This is a genomic window from Streptomyces ortus (assembly GCF_026341275.1).
Classification (GTDB): domain Bacteria; phylum Actinomycetota; class Actinomycetes; order Streptomycetales; family Streptomycetaceae; genus Streptomyces; species Streptomyces ortus.
Map to the genome: position 1 here is coordinate 366,463 of NZ_JAIFZO010000002.1, position 15,368 is coordinate 381,830.

Here is a 15,368-nt window from a genome sequence, read left to right on the forward strand (position 1 = left end):
GCCGTCGTCATGACACGCGCGTCGGCGGTGCCGTTTCCGTATCGCCGAGCGCGGCAAGCACGTGGTCGCGGAAGGTGCGCGGCGCGCGGCCGGTGAGGCGGCGGACCGTGCCGGTGGTGCGGTCCTCGGCCCCCTCCGCGTTCGCGCGGTCCAGGCCGGCGAGCATCGCGGCGTACTCCAGCGGCATCGAAGCGACCAGGTGATCCCTCATCTCCTCGTAGGCCAGCGGCCGGTGAGCGACCGTACGCCCGGTCACCTCGGTGAGAACGGCCGCGACCTCGGCGTGACTCAGCGCTTCCGGGCCGGTGACGACCAGGTCGGTGCCGGGGGCCCGCACGTCGGTCAGCGCGTGCACGGCGACGGCCGCGATGTCGTCGGCGTCGACGAACGCCACCCGGCCCTCGCCCGCGGCCGTCAGGATGACCCCGTCCTGGCGGATGCTCCGCGCGTGCATGTGGTCGCCGGTGAAGTTCTGCATGAACCAGGAGGGCCGCAGCACCGCCCACTCGTCGAACAGACCGGGCAGAGCCCGGTGCACCTGCCCGACGACCGGGCCTCCCGCTGAGATCGCGGACGAACTGAGAAGCACCGCCCGGCGCACTCCCGACGCACGTGCCTGCGCCAGGAAGGGCAGCATGACGTCGGCCGGGGTGGCGGAGTCAAGGGGCGCGACGAGATACACACGGTCCGCGCCGGCCAGCGCGCCCTCGTACGTCGCCGGGTCGTACCAGTCGAAGCGGACGGCCTCCGCGCCGGCGACGGGCGTGGCCCGGCGCCCGGCCGCCTTCACCCGGTGCCCCTCCCTTACGAGACGGGAGACCACACGGCTGCCGGTGGTGCCCGTGGCGCCGAGCACGAGGACGGCCGCGGGGGCGGTCACGGCGCTCATCGGTCGCCCCGCGTGAAGTCGGTCGCGCCGCCCGGGGAGACGGCGAGGGGGTTCCAGTAGTCGCGGTAGTGCGTGATGAGTCCGCCGGAGACCGTCACGACGGCGACGTAGGTCATGTCAAAGGGCTCACCGGTCTCCACCACCCGCCCGACCCCGCGCATCTCCACCACGATCGTCCCGCGCTCGCTGGTCTCGTGGACCTTCACGTCGGGGAAGTCGTGGAGGTCGATGTGGTCGGGATAGTGGCGCATGTAGTCGGCGACGGCGGCCTTGCCCTCCAGCCGCTTCGGCCATCCTGCGGGGGCGAAGGGGAACTCAAGAACACCCTCCTCGCTCCAGAGGCCGACCCAGGCCCGGATGTCCTTGTCGATCAGCATCCGCAGGCCCCGCCGGAACAGGTCCGCAGGTCCAGCGCTCGCGGCCGTACTCACGGAACTCACGGGACTCACGGAACTCGTGGAACTCGTGGAACTCGTGGTCATAAGGCTTCCTCCGATACGATACGGACCGTCGGTCCGCTTGGAGCCGACTATACGGACCCGCGGTCCGCTTAAGCAACCGTGACGCCCGTACGACCCTCGGCTCCCGGAGGAACCCGTGCCCGAACGCAAGCCCCGTGCGGACGCCGTACGCAACCGGGAAGCAGTACTCGCCGCGGCCGACCGGCTCTTCGCCCGGAGCGACAGTCCCCAGCACGTGTCCATGGCCGACATCGCGGCCGAGGCGGGCGTCGGCAAGGGGACGCTGTTCCGCGGCTTCGGCGACCGCACCGGTCTGATCCTGGCGCTCCACGAGACCCGGCTGGAACCGATCCGCCGGGCCGTCGTGGACGGCCCGCACCCCCTCGGGCCCGGCACCCCGCCGGCCGAGCGCGCGCCCGCGCTGCTGGACGCCCTCCTGTGCTTCAAGTTCGACCACCGGCACCTCTCGCTGGCCCTGGAGGAGGCGGGCAGCGGCAGCCCCTACGGCGCCGGGCACTACGACTGGTGGCACGGCACACTCCGAGGGGTCCTGGAGGACCTTCCCGGTTTCGGCGACGGCGCCTTCGCCGCCCACGCGCTGCTCGCCGCGGTCCGCGCCGACCTCGTCGACCACCTGGTCGACCGCCACGGCAAGTCCCGGGAACAACTCCGGGCGGAGCTGGCCGCCTTCACCGCGAAACTCCTGACCGGCGCCCACGACGTCCGCACCACGCACGCCGGGTGAATATCCCTGCACGCCCCTTGGCGCACTCCTCCCCGTGGCCAACACTGAGCCGATGACGCAGCGCGTGGAACTGGCGACGGTGATGGACCGGCTCGCGGTGGACGAGGTGGTCACCGAGTACGCGGTGGCAGTCGACGACGGGAACTGGGAGGCGTACCGGCGGCTGTTCACGCCGGACGGACGGGCGGACTACCGGTCCGCGGGCGGTGTCGAGGGGGACGCCGGGGAGATCGCCGCGTGGCTCTCGCAGACCATGGAGCTGTTCCCGATGCGACAGCATCTGATCGTCAACCGGCGGGTGCGCTTCGGCCTGCTGGAACAGGACAGCGGCGACACCGCCCGGGTCCAGGCCGACTACGTCAACCCGATGCGCTTCGCGGGACAGGACGGCGGATCCACCGAGCCCGACTTCGTCTGCGACGGCCGCGCTCGCCGGCGCGCTGCCGATGCTGAGCTTCCCCGCCCCGTCCCTGTGGTGGTTCGCGTACGTGGCACTGGTGCCGTGGATCCTGCTCGTGCGCTCGGCCCCGACCGGGCGGCGCGCGGCGTACGACGGCTGGCTCGGCGGGCTCGGTTTCATGCTGGCCGTGCACCACTGGCTGCTGCCGAGCCTGCATGTCTTCACCGTCGTGATAGCGGCGCTGCTGGGCGCGCTGTGGGCGCCGTGGGGCTGGCTGGTACGCCGGTTCCTGGCCGGGGCGCCCTCGGCGGGGCGCGTGCTGGCCGCCCTGTTCGTGCTGCCCTCCGGCTGGCTGATGGTCGAACTCGTACGCTCCTGGGAGGGGTTGGGCGGCCCCTGGGGCCTGCTCGGGTCGAGCCAGTGGGAGGTGGCGCCCGCTCTGCGGCTCGCCTCGGTCGGCGGGGTGTGGCTGCTGAGCTTCCTGCTCGTGGCGGTGAACGTGGCGGTCGCCGTCCTCGTCGCCGTGCGGTCCTCCCGGGTCCCGGCGGTGGCCGGGCTCGTCGCGACGGCCGCGGCCACCTCGGCGGTCTGGGTCTGGTCCCCCCGGCCGGCGGAGGACGGCGGACGGGCCCGGATCGCCGTCGTGCAGCCCGGCGTGATCGACGGGGCGGGCGCTCCGGAGAGGCGGTTCGCACGCGAGGAGGCGCTCACCCGGAAGCTGGCAGGGCGGGACGTCGACCTGGTCGTGTGGGGCGAGAGCAGTGTCGGTTTCGACCTCGCCGACCGTGCCGACCTGGCCGACCGGCTCGCCGCGCTGTCCCGCGAGGTCGACGCCGACATCATGGTGAACGTCGACGCGCGCCGCTCGGACCGGCCGGGCATCTACAAGAGTTCCGTGCTCGTGGGTCCGCAGGGCCCGACCGGCGACCGCTACGACAAGATGCGGCTGGTGCCCTTCGGCGAGTACGTCCCGGCGCGCTCGCTCCTCGGCTGGGCGACCTCCGTGGGCAAGGCGGCGGGCGAGGACCGTATGCGCGGCACCCGGCAGGTCGTGATGAACGTCGGCGACGGACTGCGGGTGGGCCCGATGGTCTGCTTCGAGTCGGCGTTCCCCGACATCAGCCGCCATCTCGCCCGTGACGGCGCCGACGTGCTGCTCGCGCAGTCGTCGACCTCGTCGTTCCAGAGCAGCTGGGCCCCCGAGCAGCACGCCTCGCTGGCGGCGCTGCGGGCCGCGGAGACGGGCCGCCCGATGGTCCACGCGACGCTCACCGGCGTCTCGGCGGTCTACGGTCCGGGCGGCGAACGCGTCGGCTCCTGGCTCGGCACCGACGCGAGCACGTCCGCCGTGTACGAGGTGCCGCTGGCGCACGGTGTCACCCCGTACGCGCGCTTCGGCGAGTGGCCGGTGTATCTGGCCCTGCTGATCCTGGCCGCACTGGGCGCCACCGAGGGCGTACGGTCGCTGCGGCTCAGGCGGTCGAGTCGCCTCGGGGCGAGCGCTCCGTCACCGCACGCACCACCCGCTCGCACAGTTCGTGAGTCTCCAGCGCGTCCCGGGCGCTGAGGACCTTGCCCGCGCGCACGGCGTCGAGGAAGGCGAGTACGGCCTGCTCGATGCCGCGCTGGCGGGCCACCGGAACCCAGTCGCCGCGCCGCCTGACCGTCGGTTGCCCCTTGTGGTCGATGATCTCGGAGAGGTTGACCACCTGACGCTTGGTGTCCTGCCCGGACACCTCCAGGATCTCCTCGGCGGAGCCGCTCAGCCGGTTCATCACCCCGAGTGCCGTGAACCCGTCCCCGGCCAGTTGCAGTACGACGTGGTGCAGCAGCCCGTCCTCGACCCGGGCCCGCACGGTCACGTCGTCGACCGGTCCGGGCACCAGGAACCGCAGGGTGTCCACGACGTGGATGAAGTCGTCGAGGATCATCGTGCGGGGCTGTTCCGGCAGGCCGACGCGGTTCTTCTGCATCAGGATCAACTCGCGCGGGTGCTCGACGCACTGCGCGTATCCGGGGGCGTGACGCCGGTTGAAACCGACGGCCAGACTGGTGTTCCGCTCCTCCGCGAGCCGCACCAGGCGCTCGGAGTCGGCGAGTTCGTACGCGATCGGCTTGTCGACGTAGGTGGGGACGCCCGCTTCGAGCAGCCGCCCCACGATCTCGGGGTGGGCGTGGGTGGGGGCGTGCACGAACGCCGCGTCGAGGTCCTGCGCGAGCAGGTGGTCGAGGTCCGTGTGCCGCCGCGCGGCCGGTACGTGCAGGCTGTCGGCGACCCTGGTGAGGGTCGCGGGCGTGCGTGTGTGCAGGTGCAGTTCGAGTCCGGGGCGGGTGGCGAGCACCGGCAGGTATGCCTTCAGCGCGATGTCGCCGAGTCCGATGCAGCCGACCTTCACGAGGATCTCCTCCGGGGGATCACGGGTCCGGGGCACGCTCACGCCCACGTCGTCGGAAGCATACGGCGACGATGACGGCGCCGACCCCATGGCCAGGGCGTTCTTCGCACGAGGGGCGGCTCGGCGGGAGTCACGTGGACGGAACGGCGCGGGGCGCAGGCGCGGGCGCGAAATCGAGTGGGCCGGGGCATCGGTTGTCCGCGATGATGCGGTCATGACGATCGAACGCAGGGGACCCGCCACGGACGCCGGTGAGCGAGCCATGCTGGAGGGCTGGCTGGACTACCACCGGGAGACCCTCGCATGGAAGTGCGAGGGCCTGGACGACTCCCAGCTCAGGACGGCCGCGGTGCCGCCCTCCGAGCTGTCCCTGCTCGGTCTCGTCCGGCACATGGCGGACGTGGAACGCAGCTGGTTCCGCAGGGTCCTGGTGGGCGACGACGCCGGGCCGCTCCACTACAGCGACGAGGACCGGGACGGCGAGTTCCATCTCACCGAGGCGGACACCTGGAAGGAGGCGTACGCCACCTGGCAGGGCGAGATCGCGGTCGCCCGCCGCAACGCGGCGCCGCTCGGCCTGGACGACCTGTCCGAGGGCCGGAGCAGATTCTCCGACAAGCCCTTCAACCTGCGGTGGATCTACACACACATGATCGAGGAGTACGCGCGCCACAACGGCCACGCCGATCTGATCCGCGAGCGCATCGACGGGGCGACCGGCGAGTGAGGGCGACGGAAGACGTGCGGTTGAGGCCGTTCGGCTGAGGGCAACGGGGGCGGCATCGGCCACCGGGCCTTCACCCGTGCGGGGCACACTCCGCTTGTCGGCTCCCCAAATCACGGCGGAACCAGCAGAGTTGCGCGGGTGCATCGATCCGCGACCACCGCAGCGCTTCTGGTCACCATGGCCGTCTCGGCGGTCTCAGCCGTCTCGGGCTGTGTGACCGTCCAGCGAACGCCTTCGCCCGCCCCGCCGTCCGCCCCGCCCCCGGTGTCGGAGCCACGCCCGGACGGCAGGGCCGAGCAACGCGTCGTGCAGGCCCCGGCCCGCGAGGCCCTGGAGCTCATCGGCCCGTCCCGCCGCCCTTCGGCATCGACGTCCGCACCGGCCCGTACGCCCCCTGCCGGCCCCGCCGCCGCTCCGGTGGCCCGGCCTCGGCAGGCCCCCGCCGAACCTCCCCGGCGCCCGGCACCCCGGCACCCCGACCACCGGGCGGTGCCGCGACTGCCCGCGTCCGTGCCGTCGACGGGCACGGACGTGTGCGCCCTGGGCCGGACGTACGGCGGCTGGCGGGCGGACAGCCCACAGGCGGCCATCTGCCAGGACATGTACGGCGGTTGACGCCGTTGCCGCCTCCGGCGGTGGTGGAAGCACTGGGGGACGGGACCGGGGGCGTCAGGCAGGCAGGCAGGCAGGTAAGGCAGGAGTCTGCGGAGATATCGGAGGTGTCGGAGGGTGTCGGAGGTGTCCTAGGGCTCCGGCTCCCCACGCGGCGGCCCCAGCGTCTCGCCTCCCGTCCCACCAGCCCCTCCTGCCGCTTCCGCCGCTCCAGGGGCTCTCCCCTGGCCCGGCCGCCTCGGCGTGGGTTCGGGTGGGCCGTCGGGGCCCTCCCGGTCCAGCCGCGACTCCAGGCGGCCGATGCCGGCCCGGATCCCGTCCCCATAGGCGTCGTCGCCGAGGACGCCCACGCCGGCCCGCGCCGCTCCCAGGTGGCCCCGGGCCGCCTCGGAGCGGCCGAGCTTCACATAGTCCGCGGCGAGGTTCAGATGCAGGGACGGGTAGAACGCGCGTACCGCGAGGGACTGGTGGTGCTCGGCGACCCGCTCGTCGGTGAGTTCGTCCGCCGCGGACAGGGCCCTCAGGTCCCAGGCGAGTTCGTCCGAGGGGTCGTCCTGCGTGTCGGCCATGTAGTGCGCGAGTGTGCAGCGGTGGAGGGCGTCGCCCTCCTCGCCGATCTCGGCCCACAGGTCCAGGAAGCGGCCCTGGGCCTCCTCCCGGTCGCCGCCGTGGAGAAGCATGATGACCTGCCCGATCCTGGTCATCATCGCGTCCGCCGCCGCCTGCTCCTGCTGCTCCGCCACCGCGTCGCCCTCCACCCGCTCGTCCGCCGGCGGGCGCACCCGCGCCTGCCGTTGCCACCTGCCTCCGACGCTAACGGCAGGCACCGACAATCAAGCTGAGGCGGCCCCGTACGGAACTGGACCGACGCACCGGCAACCGCCCCGCCCCGGCCAACGAGCGGGCTACCCCATCCGCCAGGGGTCGGCCCGCCCGGCCTCGACGCGCGGCTCCCCATCCCACCCCCGTGGGGGCCGCTCTCCCACCCCGCCGGGACCGGACCGGCAGGAGCAGGGCGGCCCGTCCCACCCCGGCCAGGGGTAACGTCCCGCTCCGGCCAGGGGCAGGCCGCCGTCAGCCGACGTTCGGGATGCGCCAGTCGATCGGCTCGTGGCCCTGCTTCGCCACCGCCTCGTCGATCTGCGTGAACGGACGCGAGCCGAAGAACTTCTTCGCGGACAGCGGCGAGGGATGCGCACCCTTGACGACGATGTGCCGCTCCTCGTCGATGAGCGGGAGCTTCTTCTGCGCGTAGTTGCCCCACAGGACGAACACCGCCGGGTCGGGCCGGTCGGCCACGGCCCGGATCACCGCGTCCGTGAACTTCTCCCAGCCCTTGCCCTTGTGCGAGTTGGCCTCTCCGGAGCGGACCGTCAGCACCGCGTTGAGCAGCAGGACGCCCTGCTCGGCCCACGGCATCAGATAGCCGTTGTCCGGCACCGGGTGGCCCAGCTCCTCCTTCATCTCCTTGTAGATGTTGCGCAAGGAGGGCGGCGTCTTCACCCCGGGCCGCACCGAGAAGCACAGGCCGTGGCCCTGACCCTCGCCGTGGTACGGGTCCTGTCCGAGGACGAGCACCTTCACGCGGTCGTAGGGAGTCGCGTCGAGTGCGGCGAAGACCTCGTCGCGCGGCGGGTAGACGGCCCCCTTCTCGCGCTCCTCCTCGACGAACTCGGTGAGCTCCTTGAAGTACGGCTTCTGCAGCTCTTCGCCCAGGACGCCGCGCCAGGACTCGGGCAGCATGGCGGTGTCGGTCACGTGAACTTCCTTACAGGTGCGGTTGTTTCCGGTCCTCAGAACCTACCGCCGCCCACTGACAATCGGCCGGGATGCCGAAGACTCCCCCGTCACCAGCTGGGCTTGCGGGACAACTCCCACACCATCATGATCGTCGACGGGTCGAGCGAGCGCTCGACGCCGGAGATCTCCTCACTGGCGGCGATGTACTGCTTGCCCTGCCACAGGGGGAGCAGCCGCACGTCGTCCACCAGGATGTCCTGGGCCTTCTCGAACTGCTCGACCACGTCCCCCCGGTCGCTCCGGCGGCGCGACTCGGGCAGCAGGACGTCCGTGATCTCGTGGGACTCGTAGGGCGTACCGAGCGCGTTCTGTTCGCCCACGAACGGGGCGATGAAGTTCTCGGCGTCCGGGAAGTCGGGGAACCAGCCACGGCCGAACACGGGGTACTCGCCCTTGCGGTAGCCGGCCTCGTACGTCTTCCAGGGGCGGCCCTTGACGGTGACGCTGAACAGGCCGGTCTCGTTGAGCTGCCGCCTCAGCTCCTCGAACTCGGGCTTGGTCGTGGAGCCGTACCGGTCCGTGGTGTACCAGAGGGTGAGCGGCACCCGTTCGGAGATGCCCGCCTCCAGGAGGATCTGCCGGGCCTTGGAGGTGCTGGGGCTTCCGTAGTCGTCGAAGAAGCCGGTGGTGTGGCCGGCCAGTCCGCTCGGAACCATGGAGTAAAGTGGTTCGACGGTGTCCTTGTAGACGCTGTGGGCGATGGCCGGCCGGTCGACGACCTGCGCGACGGCCCTGCGGACCGCCGCCTTCCTGGCCCACGGGTCCTTCGGGTTGAACACCAGGTAGCGGATCTCAGTGCCCGCGCCCTCCACCAGCTGGATCTCGCCCTCGCCGCGCCGGTCCTCCAGGGCGACGACGTCCTCGGCGGCGAGTCCGCGCAGGGTGACGTCGATCTTGTGGTCCTTCAGGGAGCCGACCATGTCGTCCGAGTCCTGGAAGTACCGGATGGTGACGGCGTTGTTCTGGCGGTCGGCGGAGCCCTTGTACTTGTCGTTGCGGGCGAGCCGGGCCTCCCGCCCCTCCTTGTAGGACTCCAGGTCGTACGGTCCCGATCCGGTGACCTCGCCGCCCTCGCGCAGGGCGTCGGCCGGGTACTCCTCGGGGTCGACGATCGACATGGCGGGTGTGGCGAGCACGAACGGGAAGGTGGCGTCCGGCTTGTTGAGGCGGAAGACGACCTCGCGGTCCCCCTTCGTCTCGACCCGCGCGAGACTGCCGAGCAGGCCCGCCGGGCCACCGTCCACGGCGATCTTCCGGATGCGGTCGATGGAGTGCTTCACGGCCTCGGCGTCGAGATCGTGCCCGTCGGAGAAGGACATCCCCTCCCGCAGCGTGCAGGTGTACGTGCGGTTGGAGTCGTCGGTGAAGCGGCAGCTCTCGGCGGCGTCGGGCTCGGGCGCGGACGCTCCGGCCGGGTAGTTGAGAAGGGTCTGGTAAATGTTGCGGAACAGCTCCCACGACCCGTCCCAGGACGCGGCCGGGTCGAGGGTGCTGGGTGCGCTGGTGGTGCCCACGACGATCGGGCCCTCGCCCTCGGAGGTGTCCGAGGAGAACGCTCCGCACCCGGTGACCAGGGATATGGAGGTGATGGACGCGATCACCGACAAGTGCCGCAGAGATCGGTTCCGCTTCAACACGCGCACGCTCCTCGATGAGCCCCGCCAAAGTGGGCAGGACCATATCGCAGTGCCCCGCCCGTCAACCGGCGCTGCCGACGGGGCACTTGACGTGCACGAACATCATTTGTTCGGTTCTTTTTGGCTCTGCGACTCTTGTTTGGAATCTGTGCGGAACATATCCGCTTTCCGCACGAATTTTCCGTGTGGAAAACCCGTGTACGACGCAGGGTTTAAAACACCGAATTTCCTGTCGGTACCGGTCAGGACACGCCGGCGTTGAGGAAGATCCCGCCGTCGACCACGAGCGTCTGCCCGGTGATCCAGTCCGACTGCTCCGAGGTGAGGAAGGCGGCGGCGCCCCCGATGTCGGAGGGCACCCCGAGCCTGCCCAGCGGGTACGCCGCAGCGGCCTCCGCCTCGCGCCCCTCGTACAGGGCCTGCGCGAACTTGGTCTTGACCACGGCGGGCGCGATCGAGTTGACCCGCACCAGCGGGGCGAACTCGTGCGCCAGCTGGAGGGACAGGTTGATCATCGCGGCCTTGCTCATGCCGTACGCGCCGATGAACGGCGAGGCCGAGACCCCCGCGAGCGAGGCGATGTTGACGATCGCGCCGCCGTTCGCGCTCTGCCACGCCTTCCACGTCTGCTGGGCGAAGCCGAGCGCGGAGACGACGTTGGTCTCGAACACCTTCCGCGCCACGTTGAGGTCGAGGTCGGCGATCGGCCCGAACACCGGGTTCGTACCGGCGTTGTTGACCAGGAAGTCGACGCGGCCGAACGCCTCCATGGTGCGCTCGACGGCGACGGCCTGGTGGGTTTCGTCGTGGGCCTTGCCCGCGACACCGATGACGCGGTCGGCGCCGAGCTGCTCGACGGCCTCCTTGAGCGCGTCCTCGTTGCGGCCGGTGATGCACACCCGGTCGCCGCGCGCGAGCAGCGCCTGTGCGACGCCGTAGCCGATGCCGCGGCTGGCACCGGTGACGAGGGCGACCTTGCCCGAGAGTTCCACAGTGGTCATGTCCCTGTCCCCAGTCCTAGTTGAGCGGTCCGCCGGCCACGTACAGCACCTGGCCGGAGACGAATCCGGCGTCGTCGCCCGTGAAGAAGGCGATCGCGTTGGCGATGTCGTCCGGGTTGCCCACGCGCTGGACCGGGATCTGGGTGGCGGCGGCGGCCTGGAACTCCTCGAAGCCCATGCCGACGCGCTCGGCGGTCGCGGCGGTCATGTCCGTCACGATGAAGCCGGGCGCCACGGCGTTCGCGGTGACGCCGAACTTGCCCAGCTCGAACGCGAGGGTCTTGGTGAAGCCCTGCAGACCGGCCTTGGCGGCGGAGTAGTTGACCTGGCCGCGGTTGCCGAGCGCCGAGGACGAGGAGAGGTTGACGACCCGGCCGAACCGGGCCTCCACCATGTGCTTCTGGACGGCCCGCGTCATCAGGAAGGAGCCGCGCAGGTGCACGTTCAGGACCGTGTCCCAGTCGGACACGCTCATCTTGAACAGCAGGTTGTCGCGGAGCACGCCCGCGTTGTTCACCAGGATCGTCGGCGCCCCGAGCTCCTGGGCGACCCGCGCCACGGCGGCCTCGACCTGCGCCTCGTCGGAGACGTCGGCGCCCACCGCGATCGCCCTGCCGCCGGCGGCGGTGATCTTCTCCACGGTGTCCTTGCACGCGGCCTCGTCGAGGTCGATCACCGCGACGGCACGGCCCTCGGCGGCCAGTCGTACGGCGGTCGCGGCGCCGATGCCGCGCGCGGCACCGGTGACTACGGCGACGCGCTGCTCAGTGGTGGACATTGCTGGTTCTCCTCGCCCTTGGGGAAGCCCTTGAAAGACCGGACCTGCGGCTCTCACGGTACGCCCCACTGGTGAGCGACCGCTTAGTACCTTCAACGGACGAGACGCTAGAAGCCTTGGCACCCAGTGTCAACGGCAAGCGGCGCCCATGTGATCCATTACCTGACCAGCAGGTCGAGCAGGCGCGCCGTCTCGGCCGCGGGATCCACCGTGAGACCGGTGTGGACGGGCCCCGGCTGCACCACCGTGGAGCGGGGCGCGATCAGCCAGCGGAAACGCCGTCCGGCGTCGTCCCCCGCGGCCTGCCCGGCCGCCGCGCCCCCGGCGCAGACCCCCTCGACGGCCCGCAGCGCGGCCCGTACGGCCGAGGCGTCCGCGGCCGGGTCGAGCGCGAGCAGCTTGGTCTCGTCGAGATGGGTGCGGGCGGCCACGAAGGAGTGCGCGCGGCAGTACACGAGCACTCCCGCGTTGAAGTACTCCCCCCGCTCGACGCGCGGCACGACACGCAGCACCGCGTACTCGTAGACCACACGTTCGACGGCGTCGACCACGTTGCCCTCATCGCCCCCGTCGACGACTCGGCCGTCCCGGTGGTCGCGCTCGTTCACTTCGTGCCCTTCCGGTTGCCGATGCCGCTGGTGTCACTGGTGTCGCCCTGGAGGCGGATGCGCTCGTGGATCGTGGCGGCACGGGCGAGAAGCGGCCTCGCGTACGCCTGCCGGAGCGCGTCGGCCGAGTCGAAGCCCGGCTCGTCCTTCAGCCACTCGCCGGGGATCGCGGCGGTCACCTCGGCGAGCAGTTCCTCCGTGACGCGCGGGCCCAACTCGGCGGCGGCTCCGAGGACATCGGGGCCGAAGGGCGCAAGGGCGTGGTCGGTCGCGTCGTACGGCTTGGCCGCCGAGGCCTGCGCTCCCGGCCAGTTGTGGTGCCAGATCATGGTGGCGCCGTGGTCGATGAGCCACAGCTCGCCGTCCCGGAACAGCATGTTGGGGTTGCGCCACGACCGGTCGACGTTGTTGACCAGCGCGTCGAACCAGACGACCTTCCCGGCTTCCGCCGGGCTCACCTCGTGGACGAGGGAGTCGAATCCGATCGCCCGGGAGAGGAAGTCCATGGCGAGGTTCAGCCCGCCGCTCGACTTGAGCAACTCCTGCACCTGCTGGTCCGGTTCACCGAGGCCGATGACCGGATCGAGCCCGATCGCCGCCAGTCCCGGTACGCGCAGGCCCAGCCGCCGGGCCAGTTCACCGCAGACGACCTCCGCGACGAGGGTCTTGCGGCCCTGTCCGGCGCCGGTGAACTTCATGACGTACGTACCGAGGTCGTCGGCCTCGACGAGCCCCGGCAGCGAGCCGCCCTCACGCAGGGGCGTGATGTAGCGGGTCGCGGTGACTTCTCTCAGCATTTCCCCAGGTTATAGGGGCTGCGGCGGCCGTCCTCCGCAGGCTCCCCGCGCGCGGGCCGGCGGTCGGAAAAACCCGGTGGCTACGGGATGTTCGACGATTACCATGCTCTCGGCGCAGACCCCGGCCGGCCTCTCCTGTGCACGACGCCGCTGAAGCGGCGGGTCCGGCGTCCGGGTTGTGACGCGCACCGTCCTCGCCACGTCGGCACGATGACGCGACCGCACGGGCCCCGCCGCCGGGCGGCGGAAACATCTCTCCCGGCGTGCCGCGGGACACGGAACCGGCCGGGGTTCGAGCCGTCGCCCGGCCGCATGCAACCATCCTTCTCCGGATCTCCCGAAGGGACCCCCGTGACCGCGGAAGACCTGCCCCTGCAGTTCGCCCGGACCAAGCGCTTCTCCCTCGGTGTGCCGCGCGGTTACACCGTCTCGCCCGACGGTGACCGCGTGCTCTTCCTGCGCACCGCGAGCGGCCGTTCCACCACGAGTCTGCTCTGGCTGTACGAGAACGGCGGGGAGCAGCCGCTCGCGGACCCGTTCGCCCTCGGCGACGGCGGCGAGGTCCCGGAGGCCGAGCGGATCCGCCGCGAACGGGCCCGCGAGACCAGCGCCGGAATCGTCTCGTACGCGACCGACGCGGCCGTCCGCCTGGTCGTCTTCGCCCTCTCGGGCACCCTGTGGACCGTGCGCACCGACGAGGGCGTCACCCGCCGGATCCCCACGGCGGGTCCGGCCGTCACCCCGCGTCCCAGTCCCGACGGCACCCACATCGCGTACGTCAGCGGGGGCGCCCTGCGTGTCGTACGCGCCGACGGCACCGGTGATCGCGCACTGGCCGAGCCGGAGGGGCCGGAGGTCACCTACGGGCTCTCCGACCATGTGTCGGCCGAGTCGCTGGAGCGTGCCCGGTCGTTCTGGTGGTCGCCGGGCGGTGCCGCCCTGCTGGTGGTGCGGGTCGACAACTCGCCGGTCCAGCAGTGGTACATCGGCGATCCGGCGCACCCGGAGCGTCCCCCGCGCGCGATCCGGTACCCGGCCGCCGGGACGGCCAACGCACGGCTGTCCCTGCACGTCGTGGACCTCGACGGCGGTCGCGTCGACGTGGACCTGCCCAAGGAGGCCGTGTCGCATCCGGGCGGGGAGTGGACCGATCCGGCCTTCGAGTACGTCGCGCAGGCGGACTGGGACGAGGCCGGGCCCCTCGCCGTCGTACAGACCCGGGACCAGCGTTCGGCGTATGTGCTGCGCGTCGACGCGGCGACCGGCGCGAGCACGACGCTGCACCATCTGACGGACCCCGCCTGGCTGGAGTTCGTACCCGGAACCCCCGCCTCCACCGCGGGCACCGGTCTCGTCCTCACCACCCAGGAGGGCACGCGCGGCCTGCTGATGACCGCGACCGGGGTCCGTACGCCGGAGGGCATGTACGTCCACGAACTGCTCGGCGCGGCGGGTGACCGGCTCTATCTCATGGCGGCCGAGGAGCCGACCGAGGCGCACGTCTGGTCGTACGACACGGAGAACGGTTTCACCCGGCTGACGGATGAGCCGGGTGTGCACCACGCCGCCGTCGGGGGCGGCACCGTCGTGCTGGACAGTTCGACGCTCGACGGGCGGACGGTGACCGTGCTGCGCGACGGTGTCCGGGCCGGGCGGATCCAGGTGCTCGCCGAGCGTCCGGTGACCCGGCCGCGCCCCCGCTTCCTGACGCTCGGCGCACGCGAACTGCGGGCGGCGCTGTATCTGCCGACGTCGTACGAGCCGGGGCCGTCGGACCCGAACCCGGGATCGGGTTCCACCTCGGACTCGGGCTCGGGCCGGCGGGGCCGCCTTCCGGTGATCGTGCACTCCTACTCCGGGCCGGGCGGGCAGACGGTCGTGAAGGCGGCCACGTGGCAGCACGCCGTGAACCAGTGGTTCGCAGATCAGGGTTTCGCCGTGCTGTCGGTCGACGGGCGCGGCACTCCGGGGCGCGACCGGGCCTGGGAGAGGGCCATCCACGGCGACCAGCTGATGCCGGTCGTCGAGGACCAGGCCGACGCCGTACGCGCCGCCGCGGAGGTCTTCCCCGAACTGGACACCGGCCGGGTGGCCATCCGCGGCTGGTCCTTCGGCGGCTACCTCGCTGCGGGTGCCGTACTGCACCGGCCCGATGTGTTCCGCGCGGCCGTCGCGGGCGCGGCGCCGACCGATCTGCGGCTGTACGACACGCACTGGAAGGAGCGCTACCTCGGGCATCCCGACGTACAGCCGGACCATTACGAGCGGTGCTCGCTGGTGGCGCACGCCCACCGACTCACCCGGCCCCTGATGCTCGTCCACGGGATGGCCGACGACAATGTGTTCCCGGCACACATGCTGCGGTTCTCGGCGGCCCTGTTGGCGGCGGGCCGACCGCACACCGTGCTCCCCTTGGCAGGCGCGACCCATCTGGTGACGCAGGAAGGCGTGATGGACAACCTTCTCCGAATGGATCTCGATTTCATCAAGAAGTCGCTGCATCTCCGGACCATCTGA

15 protein-coding genes and 1 pseudogene are annotated in these 15,368 nt (G+C 71.5%); 6 read left to right on the forward strand and 10 right to left on the reverse strand.

Annotated features, from left to right (window positions below; translation table 11 throughout):
- Window positions 1–7 precede the first annotated feature (7 nt).
- Together K3769_RS04840 and K3769_RS04845 are read right to left on the reverse strand one after the other, a co-directional pair.
- A complete protein-coding gene (locus K3769_RS04840) occupies window positions 8–889 on the reverse strand; it encodes an NmrA family NAD(P)-binding protein (protein WP_267025221.1) in 882 nt (293 codons plus the stop codon).
- Window positions 886–1,266, reverse strand: a complete 381-nt coding sequence (locus tag K3769_RS04845; protein ID WP_369016280.1) for a nuclear transport factor 2 family protein — start codon at window positions 1,264–1,266, stop codon at window positions 886–888. The genes K3769_RS04840 and K3769_RS04845 overlap by 4 nt, the downstream gene beginning before the upstream one ends.
- Before the next feature lie 220 nt (window positions 1,267–1,486).
- Between K3769_RS04845 and K3769_RS04850 the strand changes: the two genes are divergently transcribed.
- The 3 genes and pseudogenes from K3769_RS04850 (at window position 1,487) to lnt (ending at window position 4,062) form a co-directional block, all read left to right on the forward strand.
- Complete coding sequence (locus K3769_RS04850) at window positions 1,487–2,095, forward strand: TetR/AcrR family transcriptional regulator (RefSeq protein ID WP_267025222.1); 609 nt, start codon at window positions 1,487–1,489, stop codon at window positions 2,093–2,095.
- A gap of 52 nt (window positions 2,096–2,147) precedes the next feature.
- Window positions 2,148–2,522: pseudogene (locus K3769_RS04855) on the forward strand (nuclear transport factor 2 family protein); the annotation flags it as partial.
- A gap of 19 nt (window positions 2,523–2,541) precedes the next feature.
- Entirely contained in the window at window positions 2,542–4,062 is a 1,521-nt protein-coding gene (gene lnt / locus K3769_RS04860; RefSeq protein ID WP_267025223.1) for an apolipoprotein N-acyltransferase, read from the forward strand.
- Here lnt and K3769_RS04865 read toward each other — a convergent pair.
- Window positions 3,968–4,891, reverse strand: a complete 924-nt coding sequence (locus tag K3769_RS04865; protein WP_267031245.1) for a Gfo/Idh/MocA family protein — start codon at window positions 4,889–4,891, stop codon at window positions 3,968–3,970. The genes lnt and K3769_RS04865 overlap by 95 nt on opposite strands.
- A 214-nt stretch (window positions 4,892–5,105) precedes the next feature.
- On the opposite strand from K3769_RS04865, the gene K3769_RS04870 reads away from it, so the two are divergent.
- Window positions 5,106–5,618 carry a DinB family protein gene (locus K3769_RS04870; RefSeq protein ID WP_267025224.1) on the forward strand — a complete coding sequence of 171 codons (513 nt, stop codon included), beginning with the start codon at window positions 5,106–5,108 and terminating at the stop codon, window positions 5,616–5,618.
- 138 nt (window positions 5,619–5,756) lie between these two features.
- Entirely contained in the window at window positions 5,757–6,233 is a 477-nt protein-coding gene (locus tag K3769_RS04875; RefSeq protein ID WP_267025225.1) for a hypothetical protein, read from the forward strand.
- 128 nt (window positions 6,234–6,361) lie between these two features.
- Here the strand turns inward: K3769_RS04875 and K3769_RS04880 are convergent, their stop codons facing one another.
- From K3769_RS04880 to K3769_RS04910, 7 genes are all read right to left on the reverse strand, one after another.
- Window positions 6,362–7,057 (reverse strand): hypothetical protein, encoded by a 696-nt coding sequence (locus K3769_RS04880; RefSeq protein ID WP_372514864.1) that lies wholly within the window; start codon window positions 7,055–7,057, stop codon window positions 6,362–6,364.
- 247 nt (window positions 7,058–7,304) lie between these two features.
- Entirely contained in the window at window positions 7,305–7,988 is a 684-nt protein-coding gene (gene ung, locus K3769_RS04885; protein ID WP_267025226.1) for a uracil-DNA glycosylase, read from the reverse strand.
- Window positions 7,989–8,077: 89 nt separating this feature from the next.
- The gene (locus K3769_RS04890) at window positions 8,078–9,667 is read right to left on the reverse strand and encodes an ABC transporter substrate-binding protein (protein WP_267025227.1); all 1,590 of its coding nucleotides are present in this window, start codon (window positions 9,665–9,667) and stop codon (window positions 8,078–8,080) included.
- A gap of 242 nt (window positions 9,668–9,909) precedes the next feature.
- Window positions 9,910–10,668: an SDR family oxidoreductase gene (locus tag K3769_RS04895; protein ID WP_267025228.1), complete on the reverse strand. Its 759-nt coding sequence runs from the start codon at window positions 10,666–10,668 to the stop codon at window positions 9,910–9,912.
- Between the two features lie 16 nt (window positions 10,669–10,684).
- Window positions 10,685–11,446, reverse strand: coding sequence for a 3-oxoacyl-ACP reductase FabG (gene fabG / locus K3769_RS04900; RefSeq protein ID WP_267025229.1), 762 nt, complete (start codon window positions 11,444–11,446; stop codon window positions 10,685–10,687).
- A 158-nt stretch (window positions 11,447–11,604) separates the two neighbouring features.
- The gene (locus tag K3769_RS04905; RefSeq protein WP_267031247.1) at window positions 11,605–11,997 is read right to left on the reverse strand and encodes a DUF3037 domain-containing protein; all 393 of its coding nucleotides are present in this window, start codon (window positions 11,995–11,997) and stop codon (window positions 11,605–11,607) included.
- 53 nt (window positions 11,998–12,050) lie between these two features.
- The gene (locus K3769_RS04910) at window positions 12,051–12,851 is read right to left on the reverse strand and encodes a HipA family kinase (protein WP_267025230.1); all 801 of its coding nucleotides are present in this window, start codon (window positions 12,849–12,851) and stop codon (window positions 12,051–12,053) included.
- A gap of 312 nt (window positions 12,852–13,163) precedes the next feature.
- Between K3769_RS04910 and K3769_RS04915 the strand changes: the two genes are divergently transcribed.
- Window positions 13,164–15,368, forward strand: coding sequence for a S9 family peptidase (locus K3769_RS04915; protein WP_267025231.1), 2,205 nt, complete (start codon window positions 13,164–13,166; stop codon window positions 15,366–15,368).

What these genes read in the sequence shown, in the direction of transcription:
- K3769_RS04870 (WP_267025224.1), top strand. Translation starts at nt 5,106, where the DNA reads ATGACGATCGAACGCAGGGGACCCGCCACGGACGCCGGTGAGCGAGCC.
- K3769_RS04845 (WP_369016280.1), bottom strand. Translation starts at nt 1,266, where the DNA reads ATGCTGATCGACAAGGACATCCGGGCCTGGGTCGGCCTCTGGAGCGAG.
- K3769_RS04895 (WP_267025228.1), bottom strand. Translation starts at nt 10,668, where the DNA reads ATGACCACTGTGGAACTCTCGGGCAAGGTCGCCCTCGTCACCGGTGCC.
- K3769_RS04915 (WP_267025231.1), top strand. Translation starts at nt 13,164, where the DNA reads ATGCAACCATCCTTCTCCGGATCTCCCGAAGGGACCCCCGTGACCGCG.
- fabG (WP_267025229.1), bottom strand. Translation starts at nt 11,446, where the DNA reads ATGTCCACCACTGAGCAGCGCGTCGCCGTAGTCACCGGTGCCGCGCGC.
- K3769_RS04840 (WP_267025221.1), bottom strand. Translation starts at nt 889, where the DNA reads ATGAGCGCCGTGACCGCCCCCGCGGCCGTCCTCGTGCTCGGCGCCACG.
- lnt (WP_267025223.1), top strand. Translation starts at nt 2,542, where the DNA reads ATGCTGAGCTTCCCCGCCCCGTCCCTGTGGTGGTTCGCGTACGTGGCA.
- K3769_RS04910 (WP_267025230.1), bottom strand. Translation starts at nt 12,851, where the DNA reads ATGCTGAGAGAAGTCACCGCGACCCGCTACATCACGCCCCTGCGTGAG.